Source organism: Pedobacter zeaxanthinifaciens (assembly GCF_003313335.1).
GTDB classification, from domain to species: domain Bacteria; phylum Bacteroidota; class Bacteroidia; order Sphingobacteriales; family Sphingobacteriaceae; genus Pedobacter; species Pedobacter zeaxanthinifaciens.
Genome location: NZ_QMHP01000011.1, coordinates 131,343 through 152,973 on the forward strand (window position 1 = coordinate 131,343; position 21,631 = coordinate 152,973).

Consider the following 21,631-nt stretch of genomic DNA (forward strand, 5'->3'; position numbering starts at 1 on the left):
AATCAAATCCGTTGATCGATAGTCGCAAATACTTTACACATTCATCCCTTACTATCCAAACGCTTATGTTATTTTTGTGGAACACAGTAATTGATTACATGATTTCTATCTCATCAGTTTCACACCAATACGGTAACTCCCCAGCGTTGCAATTTGCCGATTGGCAAGTTAACGATGCGGAGCAATGGTTGCTTTTAGGACAATCTGGAAGTGGAAAAACTACCTTGTTACATATATTGACTGGTTTACTAAAGCCGTCGGGTGGAAAAGTGCATATCAACAACACGGATTTATACCAGTTGACATCTAAAAAGTTGGATGCGTTTAGAGGACAGCACATTGGCATTATATTTCAGAAACCTCACTTGATTAAAAGTTTGAGTATTGCCGAAAATTTAATGTTGGCGCAGCGTTTTGCCGGACTGCGCACTAATCAAAAACGTATTGAAGAGGTTTTGACTTCCTTAGATATGGCTCACAAAAGAAATGCTTATCCGCAGGAACTGAGCCAGGGACAGCTGCAAAGGGTTACTATTGCTAGGGCTGTGATTAATAAACCCACTTTGCTCATTGCTGATGAGCCAACCTCAAGCTTGGACGATAAAAACGCGGAAGCAGTACTGGCTTTGTTAAAACAGCAATCGGAACTTAACCAAGCTACTTTGGTAGTAGCCACGCATGATAAAAGAGTAAAAGATGCGTTTAACTTAACCTACAGTTTAGCATGAGCCCGTTTAGAATAAGTTGGAAAAACATTTGGTCGAAGCCATTAAACGCGGCCCTTAACATTTTACTGATTGCCTTTGGTACAGCTATTTTAACCGTTCTGCTGCTGGCATCTACACAAATTGAAGATAAGCTCACCAAAAATTCTAAAGATATTGATTTGGTAGTGGGAGCTAAAGGCAGTCCGCTGCAATTGATATTGAGCAGTATTTATTATATCGATTTTCCGACTGGAAATATTCCCATGAACGAAGCTAAAAAGCTAATGCGCAATCCTTTTGTGAAAAAGGCAGTACCCTTAGCCTTGGGCGATAATTACAATGGTGTGCGCATTGTTGGAACCGATAGCAATTACATCAGCCTTTATGGCTTAAAAATACAGGAAGGGAAGTTTTGGAAAGCCGACATGGAAGCCACAATTGGTGCAAATGTAGCTCATGCACAGCAATTAAAAGTAGGAGATACCTTTTTTGGCGGGCATGGTTTAACAGAAATGAACGATCAACACAAAGATCATGCTTACAAAGTGGTTGGTATTTTAACGCCTCAACAAAATGTTACTGATAACCTAATTTTAACGGGTATAGGCAGTGTTTGGAGAATGCATGGCGATGAACATGCTGAAGATACACATGACCACGACCAAGAGCGAGAATACACTTCGCTTTTAATCCAATACCGTTCGCCGATGGCTGTGGCTATGTTTCCAATGATGGTGAATCAAACGACGAACATGCAAGCTGCCAGTCCGGCACAGGAAAGTACCCGTTTGTTTTCCTTGATAGGAGTGGGAGTTGATACGTTGCAATGGTTTGCTTTGTTGATTATGCTAATTGCGGCAGTTAGTGTTTTTGTGAATTTGTACAACTCTTTAAAAGAAAGACGTTACGATTTGGCAATTATGCGAACGTTGGGTGCATCAAAAACTAAACTTTTTTCGTTAATCATTTTAGAAGGATTAATTTTGACAGTGATAGGTGCGATAATTGGCGTGGCTTTTGGACATGGCATATTACATTTAATTGGCACTTATCAGGAAAGCAGTCAGGCTAAAATGAGTGGCTTGATTTTTATTAAGGAGGAATTTTATTTATTAGGGGCGGGGTTGATGATTGGCGTTTTAGCAGCAATTATTCCGGCTATTCAGGCATATCGTTCTAACATTTCAAAAATTTTAGCAGAGAACTAACAAGAATAAAGAGTCATTACGGAGGCGAGAAGTAATTTTATCATAGCTAGAAGTTACTTTTTAGAAATGCTTCGGACCTCGTAACTACGAAAACAATAAGAACACACATGAAAAAACTAACGGTATTATTTTTATTATTAGCAGGCTTTGGAATTAATAGGGTAAGCGCTCAACACGATCCAAGCGATCAAATTGTATCAGCCAACTGGGATGTGATAGGCGATGTAGAATTTAAAATGGCAAAAGACGATAGTGAAATGTATGCCATTTTTAACAACGATATTAAAAAACGTGCTGGTAAGCCATTTGAATTGGAAGGATACATTGTGCCAATTAAGGATGGAATGAAACAAACGAAGTTTATGCTTTCTACCTTGCCTATTAACCAGTGTTTTTACTGTGGAAAAAATGGTGTTCCTATTATGGTTGAGGTGCAGTTGGCTGAGCCCACCAAATTCACTTACCAAACCATTAAGGTTCGTGGGACCTTAAAGCTAAGTACCGCTAATGCGTTAGATGCTTCTCCAATATCCTTAATTAATGGAAAGGTGATCAAATAGGTTGATCAATAACATAAAAAAATCCCGAGGTTAAGCCCCGGGATTTTTTTTATAATGACTATTCGGTGTTCAAAAAGTTGATTAGTGACCAGAATGTCCGTCAACACCGTGAGCATGCCCGTGAGCCAATTCATCAGCAGTAGCTTCTCTTACAGTTAAAATTTTACCTGCAAAAATTAGGTTTTTACCAGCCATTGGATGGTTTAAGTCAACTGAAACAATTTCTTCGCCAACTGCAGTTACGCCAGCACGGAACTGATTGCCTTGGTTATCCTGCAAAGGAATCACGTCACCAACGTTTGGAAGCTCAGCACCACCATCTTTGAACATTGACACAGGTAAATCAACATGTGCTCCTGGATCAATTTCACCATAGCCATCAGCAGGCTCTAGTTCAAAACTATATTCATCACCAACGGCTGAACCCGCTAAGTGCTCTTCAAATTTCGGCAACATCATACCCACACCGTATAAAAATACTAGCGGATTTTCTTCAGTAGCTTTCTCTACAAAAACTTGGTTACCTTCTGGAGTTGTGGTATGTAGCTCGTAAGTTAGAGAAACTACCGTGTTAGGTGCAATTTTCATTTATCTTATTATTTGTATTTATTGAATGAAGCCTTAACTATTTAGACCTCAATTATTTAACTATTTTAAGCGTATTTAATTGTTATTTCGCTGCCATTGGGCTAACGTTGGGCAAATATAACTTAATTATTATGCTAACAAAAAAACAGCAGTTTTGTTGACTTTAAGCCAAGCAAACCATTTTAAATAGTAAACCTTACGCCCGAGTTCTATTATTAGTTCATTGCTAATTAGCTTTCAACACTGATACTGATCCCGAACATTCGGGGCAGTATGACGAAACGCCAATTTGCTGTTGCTCTGTTGATGTTATTATCGAACTTAGGTTAGTTGTTATTTACTTTCAATTAAAGCTGGTGCAGCTTCTTCTTGATTTAAGCATTTTAGTTTCTGATAGAGGTAATCGTTTTTCTTCTCGATATCACCTATAGCGCCATGAAGTTCAGACAAAAGTTCATAAACGCCAACTTCAATTAAGCGTAGCCTATTACGACGAAAAATTTCGAGGCAATGTGTGGCAAAGTTTATGGCGATTTCATAGTTGCCTAGCTTTTGGCTTTGATACGCTTTAGAAAGCTTGTAGATGCTTTCAGAAAATTTAGTCGCATTTTGTTCGCGTTTCATTTGTTTGATTTTTACCTTGATTTTGGAACTCAAGTTTTCGCTTACCGATTGATTTCCTCTACTGAAAGATAAGTCCATTATAGCCAAGAAATAGGCAGAGAAAGGACTGTTTGATACTAAAATTTCCGGATAGTAGGCAATCATTGCATCAATCATTTTAGAAACGCCTTTAGGATTTTGAATGCTTTCACGGATGATCATGAGAACAAATACCAACATTTCAACGTCTTTGGGTATTTTTTGCTCATTGTGTTCTAGCGTGAGTTTGTTTTGCTTGAAATGCTCGATCTGCCACGAAAGTTCTGGATCGGCAACGATTTTACCGGATAGCAAATGGTTGAGGTTTCGGAGTAAAGCAATGGGTGATAAGCCAAATACAGTTTCCTTAAAATCTAATTTTTCAATGTCTTTAATTCTTCTACTCAACCTGCACTTTTTGAGTGATAAACAATCATAAACTGCTACCACTAACAAATAGAAGAAGGTTTGACGATCGGCCGAGGACACGCCATGTAAAGCGCAAATGGTATCTAAATATCTCGAGTCAACAAAATCTAGCGGCGCAAGGTGACTACAAATCATTTCATGTAAGTCATGCTGCTGTAATTGCGGCAACAATGTTCCTCTAGATTTCAGGTATTTTAAACTTTCGGCGATGAAATGAATAAGTGCTTTCTTTTCGTAGTTGTTCAGCGATTTTGAGATTAGCAATTCCAGTTCCTCAAAATCACCTTTTGCAATAATCACTTTAGCGGCCCACTGCATTAATTGAAAACGAGTAGAATTGCCGGTATAATTGGCATTGATATCTTTGAAAAATCGCTGGTTAATTTTCTTTCCAGCCAGATGGTAATGTTCTAAAAAAATAAAGTACTCCGACACGTGAGGGTGCACAAAACGTACATATTCAGCAATAATGCCATCCTCTTCTTGTTTTTCTTCCATCAAAATTCCATCAGCTAGCAGCTCTCGGTAAGCATTTTTAAAATGGGCTAAATCTTCTATTAGCAACAATTTGGGTACTGATTTGTGTCCCTGCATCAACACGGTGAGTTTTCTGCAAAAGATAGTTTTTTCGGTGGCGTAACTGGTGTGATGTATTTTTTCGGCAATAAAACGGTCAACGATTTCAAAAAATAGTAGATCGGAAGTAGGCTCAAAATTCGGAAATTCATCTTTAAGCAAATAATACCATTGGATAAAAAATGGATATTTAAGCTTCGATTTTAAATCTTGAGGAAGATACCGTGATTTTTCTGGATCTATCTTCGATAAAATAGTGTCAATTTCTTCAAGTGCCAATGGCGGGATATTGGATTGATCACGAATATCGAAACACAACCCAGGAAACCATTTTTCCAATACAAGTGGCATGTTTCTGATACGGTCAAAAAACCTGCTCCACATGTTGGAGCGCATTGTGAAAATTACCTTAATGCCTTCTGATTGCCCGATACTGCAAATCAAGTTAATGAGTTTATCGAAAATGACGGGCTTAGCGATATTGTTGATTAACAGCTCCGAAAAGCTGTCGATAAAAATGAGCAGCTTACTGCCGTTGCGTTGGTATTGCTGCGAAAAATAATCGGTTAAGTCGGTATGTTCGGCAAGTCCAATTTTTGATTTGATTCTGTCTTCGAGATTGGTGTATTGAAATTGATCATCGAAAATATCTCTTGCTGACACAAATAGCAGGGCATCTTTTTCTGTTGTTTCAGTTGATTCTTCCAACAGTTGTTGTACCAAATGGCACATTATGGTGCTTTTTCCGTAGCCAGCCCTTGATACAATTGCCATAAAACTATAACTGCTGTTGTAGAAATAATCAAAATCAAGTTTTGGAAAAATTCTACGAACCGTTAAATGGTAGGGGATGCCGCTTCTATTACTGATGTTTTTCCAAGTAGCACTGCTCGTCATTTTGCAGTTTTGCTGCACCTGTTTCAGGCTTTGCTCGTGGGTTAACGCGTTGGCAAATGCAGCTTCAATTTCATCCGCATATTCAAGCAAAGCGCTTAAGGTGTAGCGTGAAAAATTACTTTTGGTTTCGGCAAAGCCGTAGAGCCGTTTAACAGTTGTTTCGCTTATAGATTTTTTAGTGTCTTTGCTGATACTGGATGCAATATGCTTGCAATCGGAAGGGCTAATAGCATGGATGCCTGCTTTTAGAAGGATCACCCGCCGTATTTTATCAAGTACAATAGTTTGGTTCATAGTGAGAGCTATAATCTTATTTATCGCGTATAGCTAATTTAACGAAAAAGCTTCATTTTAAATCTAAAAAGCACTTTTCAGGTAACTTTACGTATTTCACACAGGTATAAATACTTGGTTTTCTCCGTTTGTTCAAAGCATTTAAAACTTGAACAGGATATTAATGTTTGCTTCGAACAAAATTGAACAGAAAAATTTTTGAGGGATTTTCATTGGATAGTTTGAACAGCAAAAAAGCTGTTAGCCGTGGTTAATATTGTCTCGAATTAACAAAAAATTACCAGGCTTATGGGACAAACCTCTACTCAGTCCGCAAAGATGAAGCAATGGTTGCTCATTTTATTGCACTTCTACCTAATAACGTTACTTTCTAGTTCATCGTATGCGCAAACTAAAATTTTTGCGAACACAGCTACGGTGGTATCCACTAGGGTTGACGATAAGGATAATGCTACCCGAGACGACAACACTTTCGCATCCGTAAAATCATACGGTGGTGCGGCTCTCGGAATTGGCCGTTACAGTGGCGAGCTACAACTTAGTTACGCACAAGATGTGGACGCCAACAGAACCACTTTTATTCGCATTGGCTACGACGCTAACATTTTGAACGCTTTATTGGGCGGCAATTTGGGCTCGTCGTTGGCTGGTTTATTGGGTAACGTAGTTTTAGGCGACCACTATTTCGTGGTTGGAGCGAAAAACTCAAATGGCCAAGAAGTGGCTGTTGGCTCAAGCAACGGTTCATTTTCCACCAGCAATGTGAAGCTAGTGAGAGATGCTGCCGGCAATTTCTATTTGGCAGTTACACCCAATGCAGCTTATCGAAGTGTTTTCATTAAAGATGTTACCAATGCGCTATTGTTAAGTAGCCCTAACGAAATAAGGGTTTATAACGCATTCCATGTTTCGGGAACGGGAAATTGTGACCCACCTTTTGCCACTGATTATGAAGGTACTGGCGCTACTTTGAGTTTATTAGGCGCTGGCGGTGCCGGTGTCACCAATATTCAAAATGCCATTGATGGAAATCCCGCTACCAATTCTAATATCAGTTTAGGGTTAATTTCAGCAGTTGGAACCATCAGTCAAAACATCTATTTCAATTCGCCATCTAGGGTTAATGATGAATTCAATATCAGGCTTAGGGTTTCGGCGGCATTAGCCAATGTGGGTGTATTAAGCAACATTACTGTTGAGGCTTATAATGGCAATAATTTAGTTTATAATAGAACCGGTTTAGCTGGTTTGCTCAATTTAGATTTGCTGGGACTGCTTAACGGTGGACAGGCAGTCAACATTCCGTTTTCTCCAAACGCCATTTTTGATCGGGTGAAAATCACCTTATCAGCGCTACTGGGTGTTTCGTTAACCCAATCCATCGATGTTTTTGAAGTCAACCGCTCTGCGCCACGACCAACTTTTGCAGCCCCATTGTCTAATGCGCTCAACATTTGTTATAATAGCACTGCAACTTTGGCCGCTACCACGGCTTCAACTAATGAGTTGGTTTGGTACGATGTGCAAGATGGCGGAACCGCTTTAGCTACAACTGCGTATAATACATCTTTTACAACGCCAGCCCTAACCGCCAGTAAAACCTATTATGTAGCGGCTAGGCAATTAGGCTGTACAGCCGAATCGGTTAGGGTGCCTATCAACGTTACCGTAAACCCTCAAATTAACTTTGCCGCTACTGCGCTAAACAACGCAACCATAGGAACCGCTTACAGCAAACAGTTAACAGCTGCTACTGGAGGCACCGCAGCTTACACTTACGCTGTTGCTGCTGGTAGCACCTTACCTGCAGGTTTAACCTTAAGCAATGCCGGATTACTGGCGGGTATGCCAACCCAGGCTGGGAGCTTCACTTTTTCAATTACAGTAACCGATGCAAAAGGTTGTACGGCAACCGCTAGTCATACCTTAACGGTTACCAATACCCTTACCTTAGGGAATTTGGTATTGCCAGATGGTACAGTTGGATTGATTTACCCTACGCAAGTAGTGCCAGCGGCTAATGGAGGAAGCACTCCGTACACCTACACCGCCATCAATTTACCTGCGGGTTTAACTTTTAACCCAACTACTAGGGAAATTACTGGCACGCCAACCGTAGCCGGATCTTTTGTAATTACTGTAAACGTGAGCGATGCAGATGGCAATGCAGCAAGCATCAATTATCCTATTGTGATTAAAAATGCTTTGGCTTTGGCTAGCACATCCTTAGCAGTTGGTACAGTTGGGGCAAGCTATCCGTCGCAAACCTTGCCAGCGGCTACTGGTGGCACACCGGGCTACACTTATGTGGCTTCCAATGTTCCACCTGGATTAACTTTTAACCCTACCACTAGAGAAATTAGTGGTGTGCCTACTACTGTGGGAAATTTTACGGTAAGTGTGCAAGTAAGTGACGCCGCAGGTTCAACGGTAAGCACTGATTATACCATTAGGGTAATTGCTCCATTGACTTTGGCTAACAAAACGTTGGCTAATGGAACAGTAGGTGCAACGTATGCAACAGAAACATTGCCCGCAGCAAGTGGAGGCACTGGCCCTTATACGTATGTAGCTACTAATGTTCCTGCTGGTTTGAGTTTTAATGCAAACACTAGGGAAATTACCGGAACGCCAACAGGTGCGGGAAATTTTAGCATCACCCTAACAGTAACCGATGCTGAAGGCAGAACCGCAACTAATACTTACGCATTGAGTGTAACAGGTGCATTAAACTTGGCAACGGCAAGCCTGCCTAATGGTACGGTTGGTACGGCTTATCCGGTACAAACGTTGCCGGCCGTAACTGGAGGCACTGCACCTTACACCTATACTGCAATTAATTTGCCTGCCGGATTAACATTTAATCCTGCTACTAGAGAACTATCTGGTACGCCAACATTGGGCGGTAACTATACCTTTAGTATTAATGCAACAGATGCAGCAAACAATAGTGTAACCACAAACTATCAGGTTAATGTAACAGTACCTGCGCCTGTAGTAGCAAGCGCAATTACCTGTAGTGGTACTTCTACAACGCTCACGGTAGGCAATACACAAAGCGGCATAACATATAATTGGTATGGCGCAAGTGGTAGTACTGCTTTGGCAACAAATAACAACGGCACGTTTAATACGGGAAACATCACTGCAAGTACTGTATTTTATGTGGAAGCGGTATCGGGCACAGCGGTAAGCGCTAGGGTTGCAGTAAATGTGACTGCTAATCCAGCACCAAATTCTGCAGTGATTACCACTAACAACCAAACTATTAACGCTAATCAAACCACTACTTTAAGAGCTACCGCTGATGTGGGTAATACCATTAGATGGTACGATGCGGTAACTGGCGGAACACTTTTAGCCACAGGCGAAGAATTTACAACAGCTAATTTAGCAGCCACAACTACATTTTACGCCGAAGCAGTAAGTGCACAAGGTTGTGCTAGTTTAACTAAAACGCCAGCAGTAGTAACAGTAATTAATGGAGGTGCTGGGGCAAATTGCACCGCAGCAAATGCGCAGAGTAGCGGAATAACAGGTTTGTTGTGTGTGCTTTGTAATGTGGCTAATCCGGGTAATGCCGTGGATGCCGATCCAAATAATTACACCCGTATTACCTTAACTGTAGGCGCTGCCTCAACTGGCTTCCAGCGATTGGTTTTCCCAACAATGGGATTAGCTACTGACAGCATTCGTTTAGATTTAGCTACGCCAACTGGCTTACTTGATTTGTCGGCTTTGGGAGGCATTACCGTAAACGTGATGAAAAATAACACTGTAGTACGTACACTACAGTTAAATTCTTCCCTAGTATATCTTCAATTACTAGGAGGAAATAGATTTGAGGCTACATTTGCGGCAGGAGCTGAGTTTGATAGAGTAGAGGTTCGCTTTCAAGCAGTTGTTGCCGCACTAAGTAGCCTCGATATTTATGGTGCGCAAATTGTTTATCCAAATCCAACTGTTGTTGGTAACAATCAAACTATTTGCTATAATACCAGCGCTACCATCAGTGCTACAGCAAACGGCAGCACTCAAATTGCTTGGTATGATGCCGCTACAGGTGGAAATTTATTGGCTACAACTGCTAGCTTCACTACGCCAAATTTAACGGCTTCTACCATCTATTATATTGAAGTTTCAAGAAATGGATGTGCCAACACCAGTAGAATGCCAATCTCAGTTAATGTAGTACCTCTTTTAGCTGTACCTACGGTGGCTGCAAGTTCGTTAACTGCATGCGAAAGCTCACCAGTTACTTTAGCGGTTGCTAGTCCAAATCCGGCGGTTACCTACAAATGGTATGATGCTGCCGTGGGCGGAACAGAATTATTTACCGGCGCAACTTATACAATCTCGAACATCAGCGCTAGCAAAACTTACTACGTTGAAGCTACCCAACAAGGTTGTGTTAGTGCAGGAAGGGCAGCGGTTGCGGTAACTGTAAATCCTCGTCCTGTTTTACCTCAGGTTCAGGCATCAGTTTCAACAATTAATGCCGGACAAACCGTGGTGCTTACTGCAAGTTCAACCGATACCGATGTTGAATTTAACTGGTATACTTCCGCCAATGCGGCTACGCCAGTATTTACGGGAGCAACATTTGTAACTCCTCCATTAGCTACAACAACCTCATATTATGTCGAAGCTAGATCTAGCGTTACCGGTTGCGTTTCGCCATCAAGGGTAATGATTACCATCAACGTAAATAATGCTGGAGCCATTCCTACACCTTGTATTTCACCTATTGCGGAAAGTAATGGCGTAAGTGGCATTGCTTTATTAGCTGGTGTTTCTAATTCCGCTTTAGCGATAGATAATGACACTCAAACAGGGTCTACTTTGTATTTACCTGTAGCTGCTTTGGGTGGTTATGTTTATCAAAGGTTTACCTTCCCAGGTGAGGGCGCTGTTGGAGACACCGTGAGAATTGCGGTAAGTTCTCCAGGTAAATTACTTTCGCTTGGCGTGTTAGGTTCAGTTCAACTAGCCACATTAAAAGCGGGCGTTGCTAATAACGATTTAACCAATTTAAATAGCGCACTCATCAGTCTGGAACTTTTAAGTGGCGGTACGCAAGCGTTGCTCACTTTTGTGCCTGCACAAACATTTGATCAGGTGGAATTGAGGTTAAATGCTGGCGTTGCATCAGCTTTAAATACAGTCAATGTCAATTATGCGCAACACGTAATTGCTGCACCACAAGTAAGCGCTGCCAACGTAACCACCTGCAACGGTGCTTCGGCTAACTTAACGGTTCAAAATCCGAGATTAGGTTTTACCTATAAATGGTATAATGAAGCAGGTGTTTATCAGGCTGATGGCGTAACTTTTACTACACCTAACATTACCGCAACTACTAAATTTTATGTAACAGCAAGTTCAGGTTCGGGCTGCGAAAGTTCAAGAACAGCGGTAGAGGTGAGTTTGAAACCTATTCCGGCAGCGCCAGTTTTGTTATCCGATAACATTAGCACTTGTACTGGAAGTAATGTGGTGCTACAGGTGAAAGATCCAATTGCTGGCCTTACTTACCGTTGGTATAATGCTTCCAATGTACAAGTAGCTACTGGCACCAGTTATCAAGTAAATAATGTGACGGCAAATGCCACATTTAGCGTAGAAGCTTTCGATGCAGATTGTAACATCACTTCCGCTACAAAAACCAATGTTCAAATTAACGTGGGCACTTTAGATGCACCAGTAGTAACAACAGCTAATGTGAGCGTAACTTCAGGTGCTAGGGCATTGCTAAATGCAGTTTCCAGTAATCCAGCAGCAATTATTAGATGGTATGATCAGCCAGTAGGCGGAACCTTGCTACAAACCGGAAATTCTTACCTCACTAACCCTATCACCGCCAATACCACTTTTTATGTAGAAGCTTTTGTAAATGGAGGTTGTGCCTCAGTACGTATTCCAGTAACAGTAACCGTAGTTACTGATGGCAATACGGGTCCAGTTCCTTGTTTATCTGCCACAATTGCTGTTGATAAAGGAACGGTTGGAGTTGCTTTATTAAGCGATGTGTTTAATCCACAGTTAGCAGTAGACGATAGGATCGAGACAGCTTCATCTTTGGTAATTCCTGCAGGCCTAGCTAATGCCTATGTTTATCAAAGGGTCGGTTTTGGTAGTTTATCTACCATAGGTGACACCGTAAAAGTGCGCATCACCTCGCCAGGGAAATTACTTTCACTATCGGTATTGCCTTCAATTAGCGTCCTTACTTATAATGGAACCAACAGTAATAATGATGCAATAACCGCCAATAGCTCGCTAATTAACCTCGAATTGCTAAGTGATGGAAGTGCAGCTACGCTGACCTTTGTGCCAACGCAACAATTTGATGCGGTTGAACTACACTTGAATTCAGGCTTGGTGAGCGCATTTAATTCGCTTAACTTTAATTATGCACAGCGTATCGGGGTAGCTCCTCAAGTGGATGTGGCTGCGGTAACTGCGTGTGCAGGTGGTTCGGCGGTATTAAGTGTAAAAAATCCAGTTCTGGGTACTACTTACAGGTGGTATTTGAATAATACAGGTACGGCTACAGAGGGTGCTAATTTCACTACGCCTAACAATTTAGCGGCAGGCACATATAACTACTATGTAAGGGCTGTAGTAAATGGATGCGAAAGTGCAGGTACAAAAGTGGAAGTTACCATATTGCCAGTTCCTGCTCCTCCAGTTCCGCTGAATACTAATCCGACCAATATTTGTTTTGGAGCTAGTGCAGCTTTAGGTGTGGAGAGCGTTGCAGGTGTATCTTTTAACTGGTACAATGCTAATGGAACTTTAGTAGCCTTAAATACTTCAACCTATACCATACCTGCCAATTTGCCAGTAGGAAGCTATACTTACACGGTAGAGGCAACTAACGCTAATAGTTGTGCCAATACTACCAGAACATCCATCACAATCAATATTGGCGAAAGAGCAGTTGCTAACGATATCATGGTGGTTGGAGCCGATATTTGTGCTTCAAATGCAGCCACATTAACTGCAAGCAGTACCACGGTGACTAACCCGCAATTTAAATGGTATGCTGATGCAGCATTAACCATTCCATTGGCAACAACCGCCACCTACACCACGCCTGTAATTAATAGCAGTGTTACGTATTACGTTACGGTAAGTGGCAGCAACAAATGCGAAAACCTACCAATGGATGCCAAAGCGGTGACTATCAATGTCAATCCGCCGGCCACTGCATCCGATTTAATGGTATCTCCAGCAGTTGAAATTTGCGGAACAGCTAGTGTGAGTCTAACAGCAAGCAGCGCTACTGTAGCTAATCCAGTATTTACTTGGTATACCGATGCCGCATTAACAACCGTTGCGGGTACAGGTTCTCCATTCGTAACACCAGTATTAACAGCTAGTCAAACCTATTACGTAACTGTTAAAGGTGATAATAGATGTGAAAGTCCTGCTTCGCAAGCTAAAGCTGTAGTAGTAACCGTTAAGGCCAATGCTTTAGCTTCGGATATCACAGTAAACGGAAACAGAAATGTTTGCTTAAATTCAAGTACGGTATTAAATGCCACTACCACTACGGTAAGCAATCCTATTTTTACTTGGTATGAGGATGCTGCTTTAACCACAATTGCTTTTGTAGGAACGCCGTTTACTACACCAAATCTTAATGCCAACAAAACCTATTATGTAACGGTTAAAGGGGCTGATAAATGTGAAAATCAACCAGCCAATGCGTTAAGAATTGATATCAATGTAAATAACAGAGCTTCCGCTGCTGATTTAACGGTATCTACACCAAATGAACTTTGTGGCCCAGGTGCGGTTACAATTACGGCAAGCAGTACCACAGTAACCAATCCTGTATTTACTTGGTATAGCGATGCCAATTTAACTACGGTAGCCGCCACCGGATCAAGCTTTACCACGCCTACCTTGGCTGCTAGTCAAACGTATTATGTAACTGTAAAAGGAGATAACCGCTGTGAAACTCCCGCTAGCGATGCGAAAGTAGTAACAGTAATTGTTAAACCATTTGCTACCAACGCTGATTTGGCCGTTGCGCCTAGTACCACCGAAATTTGCGGATCTGGTACGGCTACATTTACCGCTAGCAGCAATACAGTAACCAATCCTATGTTCACTTGGTATAGCAATGCTGCTTTAACGAATGTGGCTTTTGTAGGTGCTAGTTTCACTACACCTACGTTAAGCACTAATCAAACGTATTATGTTACAGTAAAAGGCGATAATCGTTGTGAAACACCAGCCGCCGATGCCAGAGCGGTAACGGTAACCATTAAGCAAAGGGCGCTTGCTAGTGACATGACAATTAATGGCAACACCACTATTTGCGCTAACGGAACAACAACCTTAACCGCCAGCAGCACTACGGTAACCAATCCAATATTTACTTGGTATAGCAATGCTGCTTTAACTACGGTGGTAAATGTTGGTCCAGGTTTCACCACACCGGTGCTTAGTGCAAATCAAACCTATTATGTTACTGTAAAAGGAGATAACCGTTGCGAAAATGCAGTGGGTACTGCCGCTAGTATCAACATAAATGTAGCTGCAGCACCTGTGGCACCAATTGTGGCAAGCACAGGAACTACCATATGCAGCAATAATGCTACGGTGTTAACGGTGAGCAATGTACAGGCCAATACCGTTTACGAATGGTATAACAGTGCCAATAATGGTACACTTTTATTCACGGGTTCAAGTTACACTACGCCTGTGTCAAATAGCAATACTACCTATTACGTTCAGGCAGTGGCCACTTCAGGTTGTACTACAGCTTCGGCACGTACTGCTGTGGCAGTTACGGTAAATGCCAGACCAGCCAACCCAACCGTGGCTTCGACAACGGTAAGTACTTGTACCAATAGCACGGCAACTTTAACGATAAGCAGCCCAGTAGCAGGTGTAACGTATACTTGGTTTACTAGCGCAATGGGCGGCACCGCAGTTGGTACGGGAAGTATATTCACTACACCACCACTAAGTGCCAACGCTGTTTATTACGTGGAAGCCAGTGCTGGAAGTTGCGCATCATCAGGCCGTACTCAAGTAAATGTAACGGTAGGTGTGCCGCCAGCTCCTCCAGCTAATGTTACCGCTGCGGCAACAAGCATTTGTGCAGGTAGCACCACGGTACTTACGGTAAATAACCCTGTTGCAGGCGTAACCTACAATTGGTACAGCGCAGAAACAGGCGGAACATCGTTGCATAGCGGTGTAACTTACACTACCATGCCGCTAAATGTAACTACCACTTATTATGTAGAGGCGGTAGCTAATGGTGGCAATTGCGTAAGTGTAAGCAGAACGGCAGTTATCGTTAACGTGTTATCGGTTTTACCTGCCCCAGTAGTAACGGTAGGCAATGTAACTACCAGCAGTATCCAGTTCAATTGGAATGCGGTCACCGGAGCTTCGGTTTATGAGGTATCAATGGATGGCGGAAACAATTGGGTAACTACTGTTGTGCCAAACTACTTGGCCGCCGGATTAAATCAGGGCCAGAGCATCACCGTAGTGGTAAGGGCAAAAGCAGTTTCGGCTTGCCAAACCAGTGCCAATTCAAATGCGGTAACAGCCAGTACCACCGAACCTTTCAAAGATGAGCTGTACATCCCTAACACCTTCACGCCAAATAACGATGGCCGTAATGATTTCTTCATGGCCTACGGCAACAACGTGGCTAAGTTCCGAATGAGGGTGTACAATCAGTGGGGCGAGTTCATCTACGAATCGCAGAATTTACTGCAAGGATGGGATGGTACTTATCGTGGTAGGCAACAGCCAAGTGGCGTTTACGTGTACTACATCGATGTAACCTTTAACAGTGGCGTAACTAAAACCTTTAAAGGTACTGTAACTCTACTCAGATAATGATATAAAAAAACATGGTTTTATTTAAAAATAGCACCAATGAAAATGACAAGAATAATAGTTACAGTAGTAGTTGTATTAACGCTAGCTGTAAACAATATACAGGCACAAATAGATCCACATTTTTCGCAATACTACGCCAATCCATTATGGCTCAACCCGGCATTAACGGGTGTAACCGATGGGGCTTACAGGGCTAATTTAAATGCTAAGCAACAGTGGAACAATATCAATAATGGTTATTTAACGGTAGGGGCTTCATTTGATGCGGCCCCGAACCAAAAAAATATCGCCTTTGGCGCAATGGTAATTAACCAAAGAGCTGGAGAGGTAGCTTACAACCAATTAAGTGCCTTGGCATCGGCATCGTATCGCATCCGTTTTGGTCAAGCTGGCGATAAGATCATTAATTTCGGCTTGCAGGCAGGCATCATCAACAAAAGCATTGATGTTTCCCGCATCACTTTGGGCAGTCAGTACAACCCTGGTATGGGCTACGACAGCGGAATGGGTTTTGATGAAACCTTCGCTGCCCAAAATTTTACAGCTCCTGATGTGAATGCAGGTATCATGTTTTTTGATGCTGCGGATTACAAATCTGTGAATGTATTTTTTGGTGGATCAGTGGCACATTTAACCCGGCCAAAAGATAAATTTATAGGAGGCGATGCCAAATTGCCTATGCGTTTTACCGGTCATGGCGGAGCTAGGGTACGCTTAAATAACATTTTTGATATCACGCCTAATGCGCTATTTCTGAAACAAGGTAATGCACAACAAATTGCTTTTGGCGCTTATGCACAAATGATGCTGAACACCGAAACAGATTTGCTATTTGGTTCCAATTACAGGGTAGATGATGCAGCTATTGCCTTTCTAGGCTTCCATATCAAAAGCATGGTGTTTGGCGTAAGCTACGATTTTAACACCTCGGGATTAAATAGGGCCACCAGCAGTAGGGGAGGGTTAGAACTTTCCATTTCATTTAATGCCCGTAAAGGTATTGTTGGTCCAAATTTCTTTTGTCCTCGACTTTAAAAAATTAAGCTCATGAAATCTTTTAAAATAATTGTGCTGCTCATCTGCTTTGCTAGTACAGCAGGTGCACAAATTGGCCCAAGTGCCAAACGTATTGCCGATGTATATTTTCTCAATAAAGAATATTATGCGGCTGCCGAATACTATAAAAAAATGCTTTCGATTTCACCAGATAGCGCCGGGTTTGTAGTGCCTTATGCTTTTGAACAAAAAATGAAGGAAACTAGTCCGCGTAAGGATGATTACGAATATGCCGTGTATCAGCTGGCAACTTCATTGCGCTTGTACAAAAACTTCAGAGACGCAGAAAAATGGTATGCCATCTCTAATAAATTTACCAATCCTAAGTATGCGCAAAGCGAATTTTGGCATGGCGAATGTTTAAGGGCCAATTTGAAATATGAAGAGGCCATTAAAGCGTTTGAAAATTTCATCAGCAGATACAAGGCTAATGATGATTGCATCCCGAAGGCGAAGCTAGAAATTGCTTCTTGTAAGTATGCCATGAGCGAAATGAAATATCCACGGATGTATAAAATCTCCCGATTGAGCAATAACATCAATCAAGCGGGTTCAAATTATGCTCCTGCCATTGGCGATTCGGAGTTTTATTTTACCTCGTCCAGGCCTATTGGCAGCGAAGGCAAAAATCAGGTGCTTGATGCTGGAAAAGGGAAGCCGAAAGTGGTGAAAAAGGAAACGCCTTACGTAAATACCATTTACGCTGTCGGTAATGATAGTCCAATGGCAGATCAGGTGAGTATTCAAAAAATAGATATCGATCTGAAGAAAATGGAAACTGCTGCGGCTACTATTCATCCTAATGGCGAAATCATGTTTTTAACTGCTTGGGGAATGGATAAAGAAAACCAGAAACGCAACATCTACATCAGTAAAAAAGAAAACGGAAGTTGGTCTTCGCCAGTGGCAATGGGCAGTCAAGTGAATTTAATGGGCTTCAATTCCATGCAGCCTTCCGTAACTAGAGATGGTAAATATTTTATTTTCTCTTCAGATAGACCCGGCGGACAGGGCGGCTACGATTTATGGTATGCGGTTTTACGTCCCGATGGCACGGTGGGCAATGCCATTAACATGGGCAGGAAAATAAATACGCCTGAGGATGAGCAAGCAGCTTATTACTTGCCAGCTACTAAAAAATTGCTTTTCAGCAGTAATGGAAGGGTAGGTTTAGGTGGTTTCGATTTTTACGAAGTTGCAGGAGATTTCGTAGAATGGTCGGAACCGGTAAATATGGGCTATCCATTTAATTCAGCTAAAGATGATATCTACTTTGCTGCTTTAGATGACAGTGGAAGGGAAGGGTATATCAGCTCCGACCGCGAATCCGTTTGTTGTTTAGAAGTTTTCCATGTGGTGCGTGAGTACCTAAGCGTACAAGGAACCATCTTGGATTGCCTTACCCAAAAACCTTTAGCAGGTGCTACTATTACTGCGGTTGGCACCAATATCCCGCAACAAAGTGTACAAACCAATGCCAATGGTGTTTATACCTTGCAAGTGGGAAGTAACAGAGACTTGCAAATCCATGCGGAAAAGGATAAGTATTTTGCTAAGAATATCAGTTTTAACTATGCTCAGTTGGTAAATGCTGATACCTTGCTCAGTGCTGAGCTTTGCTTGGAACCTATGGAAATCAACAAACCAATTGTGCTTAAAAATATCCTTTACGAGTTTGATAGTGCCGAGCTAACGGAGTCATCAAAGGTTACACTTGATACCCTTTTCCAGGTAATGATTGATAATCCGAAGATAAAAATTGAGTTGAGTGCCCATACTGATAATATCGGAACGGAAACTTATAACATGGATCTATCCGATAAGAGAGCAAAATCTTGCGTGGATTACCTTTTAAGCAAAGGGATTACAGAAGACAGATTGACTTGGAAAGGCTACGGTTTCAGCAAACCAGTCGCACCAAATCAACTCAAAAAAGGCAAAGACAATCCCGAAGGCCGTGCCTTAAACCGCCGAACAGAGTTTAAGGTATTGAGCGACAAATAACCGCCATCTCGTTCTAGTTTATAGTTAAAGCCTAGGTAACAAGTTTACTTAGGCTTTGTTTTTATTGGTTCACTAGTTCATTGGTTCATTGGTTCACTAGTTCAATAGTCATTAGTTCACTAGTTCATTTTTATTTTCACCACTTCCAATCATCCAATTATCTGATGATCAAATTAGCTCATTATCCAATTACTTATTGGTTCATTGGTTCACTAGTTCATTTTTATTTTCACCGCTTCCAATCATCCATTATCCGATGATCAAATTAGCTCATTATCCAATTACTTATTGATTCATTGGTTCAATTGTTATTGGTTATTATTTCACCGCTTCCAATCATCCAATTATCTGATTATCAAATTAGGTCATTATCCAATTACTTATTGGTTCATTGGTTCAATTGTTCATTGGTTATTATTTCACCTCTTCCAATTATTCATTGGTATTAAAAAGCGGGTAGCAGTTTACACCACTAACCCGCCTTAACATAGGAGTATTAATTTATTTAGCCTTAACAGATATAACTTCGCTATAGGTTGTGGTGCCATCATGGTCAACTTGTGCCAATCTCAAATAAATGGTATTGCCACTTAAAGATTTTTCACCGCCCAAGTTAAGCGCTCCATCATTCTTATCTTTAGCGCAAGCTGTAGCAACTACGGCAACCACCGCTAAAAAAGCAAACATGCGGTAGCGCTTGTTGGTAAAAGGCAATAACAGCAGTCCCAGCAAACCAAAGCCTGCCAAAGTTAACGTGCCAATGTTGGTTTCCACTTCATAGCTGGCGCCAGCGGTAGCATTTTCAGCCGCGTTTTTGCGTACCAAGTCTTTCCAGGTTTTGCCGTCAGCAGAGCCCTGCAAAATAAAATGGCTGTTGTTTTTCTCCGAAGCAGTTTTCCAGTTAGCCTTTAAAACACCATTGGTATTCAAGCTAGCGCTAAAGCCGGTAAGCGTAACAGGAAGCGTACTTTGTTTAACCCACGTAAATGCATCAATAGCCAAATAGGTGTAGGCACCGTCGGCCGACACTTGAATTTCATCAAGCACTATATTTGAATAGTTCTGTCCGTTCAAATTGGTTAAGTCAATTAGCGTATAACCATTGTTTGTGCTCAACGTAGTATTGAAGCCTGTAGCTTTTGTTTGCGTAAACTTCGTTACACCAGCAAGTTTTCCTGTAACCGTTAGCGTACCGGTAACGTTTTGCTTTAGTGCATTGTCCGATAGAAACACCCAAAATTTGTTCACCTTAAATAATGAAGAACTTGCTTTAATACTAACTGAGGGATTTAGATTAGTTGGTAAGGCAGTTCCACTATTGTCAATAAACTTAGAATCCTTTGAAGTGCCGTTCCATCCGGCATTATTAGCAAAATAGATGTCAAAAATACCTCTGTTATCCACAATATTGAATGTTACTCCGTTGTCGGTAAATGTTTTGCTACCAGTAGTTTCATTTTCGAAAGTTGCCGTACTGATTTGTGCGCTTACATACGCAGGTAAAATACATAAAGCGGCAATTAACATGGTGCTTCCAACGCCTTTCTTGCAGGCTTTAAAGCAATTAATTAAAGAAATTTTCATAATTATTGGTTTGAATAAATTGACTTTGTTGATGCATAAACGCCCATTCGTAATAGGAGTAGGATGGGTTTCTTTGTTCTGTAGTTGAGCGCATACACAAAAGTAATAATATGTCACTATAAGGTGACAATAAAATGCAATTTATTTTTTAATGCTTGGTTTTATGAAGGTAATTGGGAAGAAATTGGTGTGATTTCTACTACTTAATCGTCCATGCAGCGCTAGTGCTTGTGTTAAAACATAGTTAGAGCCTTGCTGCGAACCTTTCCTTTGGCACATAAGCTCCATTCGCAGGCGGTGAGCAAATCATTTGCAATTAATATTGTATTCTGTTAATTTAGTTGAACTTATGCTCTCAATTCTTTCACTAATATTTCGAAAAGTTTTAGAGTGTTCATTAGTTGAGTTACACTGACACGACCAGTTTTGGTTGACTTTATGTAATAAACTACATAAATATATAAGTTGGCAGCAATCCTAAAAGACGACATTAAATGGACATATTGAAAGAAATAGAACAACAAGTAAACTCAATTAAGAAAGTTGACAGTTCAACTTACTTGGACTCTATTTTCACGCATATCGACAGAACAGAGTTTTACTATTTACAGGGCAAGACAGATACAAATTATTTCAATGACGTGATCTATCGGAGCAACCAAGCTTATGAAGGTGCATTAAAAGAATCATACAAAGTTCTTGCGGACAAGACACAGGAAGAAGTCATTAGAAAAACTACAAATGACATTGAGAAATTTTTTGAAACGAACAATATTTTTCGTGAAAGGGTTTTGCAGCTTTTTAAGAACTACCGACAAGAGTGGCGTAACAAATCAACTCACGATTACAAATTATTTTTTGACGAGAACGAAGCATTTATTGCAATGACTTCGGTTACAAGTTTTGTTCACCTACTTTTAAAGCAAATCCAAGAGAAAATTGCGTTTAACACACAACAGAAAAAACTTGAACAAGAAAAAGAGATTGCGGAGAGAATAAAGAAAATTGCAGTAGCTAAGGACAAAAAACCAGCCGCCAAATTAGTTGATATGATTATTGAGTTCTCAAAACAAAATAGTCAACAAATATTTGAGAACACACAGAATATTAGAGAAGTTGAAATAATGGGACTTTTTCACGCTTATATTGAATCAGCTGTGTATTTCGGAAATACTATCCATCCCTGTACGTTCCAAACTGTTCAGTA

At 41.1% G+C, this 21,631-nt stretch carries 10 protein-coding genes; 7 read left to right on the forward strand and 3 right to left on the reverse strand.

Translation table 11 applies throughout. The features are described 5' to 3' along the window. The first annotated feature begins 65 nt into the window (after window positions 1–65). The 3 genes from DUT68_RS15885 to DUT68_RS15895 all read left to right on the forward strand — a co-directional run bounded on the left by DUT68_RS15885 (window position 66) and on the right by DUT68_RS15895 (window position 2,475). The gene (locus DUT68_RS15885) at window positions 66–728 is read left to right on the forward strand and encodes an ABC transporter ATP-binding protein (RefSeq protein ID WP_306419627.1); all 663 of its coding nucleotides are present in this window, start codon (window positions 66–68) and stop codon (window positions 726–728) included. Beyond that, window positions 725–1,915, forward strand: coding sequence for an ABC transporter permease (locus DUT68_RS15890; RefSeq protein ID WP_113639204.1), 1,191 nt, complete (start codon window positions 725–727; stop codon window positions 1,913–1,915). The genes DUT68_RS15885 and DUT68_RS15890 overlap by 4 nt, the downstream gene beginning before the upstream one ends. Window positions 1,916–2,022: 107 nt before the next feature. Next, complete coding sequence (locus DUT68_RS15895; RefSeq protein WP_113639205.1) at window positions 2,023–2,475, forward strand: hypothetical protein; 453 nt, start codon at window positions 2,023–2,025, stop codon at window positions 2,473–2,475. A gap of 81 nt (window positions 2,476–2,556) precedes the next feature. Here DUT68_RS15895 and DUT68_RS15900 read toward each other — a convergent pair whose 3' ends face one another. Both DUT68_RS15900 and DUT68_RS15905 read right to left on the reverse strand, forming a co-directional pair. Further along, window positions 2,557–3,063 (reverse strand): FKBP-type peptidyl-prolyl cis-trans isomerase, encoded by a 507-nt coding sequence (locus tag DUT68_RS15900; RefSeq protein WP_113639206.1) that lies wholly within the window; start codon window positions 3,061–3,063, stop codon window positions 2,557–2,559. Window positions 3,064–3,396: 333 nt separating this feature from the next. Beyond that, window positions 3,397–5,901 (reverse strand): NACHT domain-containing protein, encoded by a 2,505-nt coding sequence (locus DUT68_RS15905; protein ID WP_113639207.1) that lies wholly within the window; start codon window positions 5,899–5,901, stop codon window positions 3,397–3,399. 288 nt (window positions 5,902–6,189) lie between these two features. Here DUT68_RS15905 and DUT68_RS15910 point away from each other — a divergent pair, with 288 nt between their 5' ends. The 3 genes from DUT68_RS15910 to DUT68_RS15920 are packed head-to-tail and all read left to right on the forward strand — an operon-like array spanning window position 6,190 to window position 18,840. Beyond that, the gene (locus DUT68_RS15910; protein ID WP_113639208.1) at window positions 6,190–15,777 is read left to right on the forward strand and encodes an Ig-like domain-containing protein; all 9,588 of its coding nucleotides are present in this window, start codon (window positions 6,190–6,192) and stop codon (window positions 15,775–15,777) included. Between the two features lie 45 nt (window positions 15,778–15,822). Then, window positions 15,823–16,815 (forward strand): PorP/SprF family type IX secretion system membrane protein, encoded by a 993-nt coding sequence (locus DUT68_RS15915; RefSeq protein WP_113639209.1) that lies wholly within the window; start codon window positions 15,823–15,825, stop codon window positions 16,813–16,815. A 12-nt stretch (window positions 16,816–16,827) separates the two neighbouring features. Beyond that, the gene (locus DUT68_RS15920; protein ID WP_113639210.1) at window positions 16,828–18,840 is read left to right on the forward strand and encodes an OmpA family protein; all 2,013 of its coding nucleotides are present in this window, start codon (window positions 16,828–16,830) and stop codon (window positions 18,838–18,840) included. Window positions 18,841–19,341: 501 nt separating this feature from the next. On the opposite strand, the gene DUT68_RS15925 is transcribed toward DUT68_RS15920, so the two are convergent. After that, the gene (locus DUT68_RS15925; protein WP_113639211.1) at window positions 19,342–20,424 is read right to left on the reverse strand and encodes a hypothetical protein; all 1,083 of its coding nucleotides are present in this window, start codon (window positions 20,422–20,424) and stop codon (window positions 19,342–19,344) included. A 503-nt stretch (window positions 20,425–20,927) separates the two neighbouring features. Here DUT68_RS15925 and DUT68_RS15930 point away from each other — a divergent pair. Then, on the forward strand, window positions 20,928–21,631 hold a 704-nt coding region (locus DUT68_RS15930), incomplete at its 3' end, for a hypothetical protein (RefSeq protein ID WP_157960886.1).

Coding starts and splice junctions, on each gene's coding strand:
- DUT68_RS15885 (WP_306419627.1), top strand. CDS start 66: ATGTTATTTTTGTGGAACACAGTAATTGATTACATGATTTCTATCTCA.
- DUT68_RS15890 (WP_113639204.1), top strand. CDS start 725: ATGAGCCCGTTTAGAATAAGTTGGAAAAACATTTGGTCGAAGCCATTA.
- DUT68_RS15895 (WP_113639205.1), top strand. CDS start 2,023: ATGAAAAAACTAACGGTATTATTTTTATTATTAGCAGGCTTTGGAATT.
- DUT68_RS15900 (WP_113639206.1), bottom strand. CDS start 3,063: ATGAAAATTGCACCTAACACGGTAGTTTCTCTAACTTACGAGCTACAT.
- DUT68_RS15905 (WP_113639207.1), bottom strand. CDS start 5,901: ATGAACCAAACTATTGTACTTGATAAAATACGGCGGGTGATCCTTCTA.
- DUT68_RS15910 (WP_113639208.1), top strand. CDS start 6,190: ATGGGACAAACCTCTACTCAGTCCGCAAAGATGAAGCAATGGTTGCTC.
- DUT68_RS15915 (WP_113639209.1), top strand. CDS start 15,823: ATGACAAGAATAATAGTTACAGTAGTAGTTGTATTAACGCTAGCTGTA.
- DUT68_RS15920 (WP_113639210.1), top strand. CDS start 16,828: ATGAAATCTTTTAAAATAATTGTGCTGCTCATCTGCTTTGCTAGTACA.
- DUT68_RS15925 (WP_113639211.1), bottom strand. CDS start 20,424: ATGAAAATTTCTTTAATTAATTGCTTTAAAGCCTGCAAGAAAGGCGTT.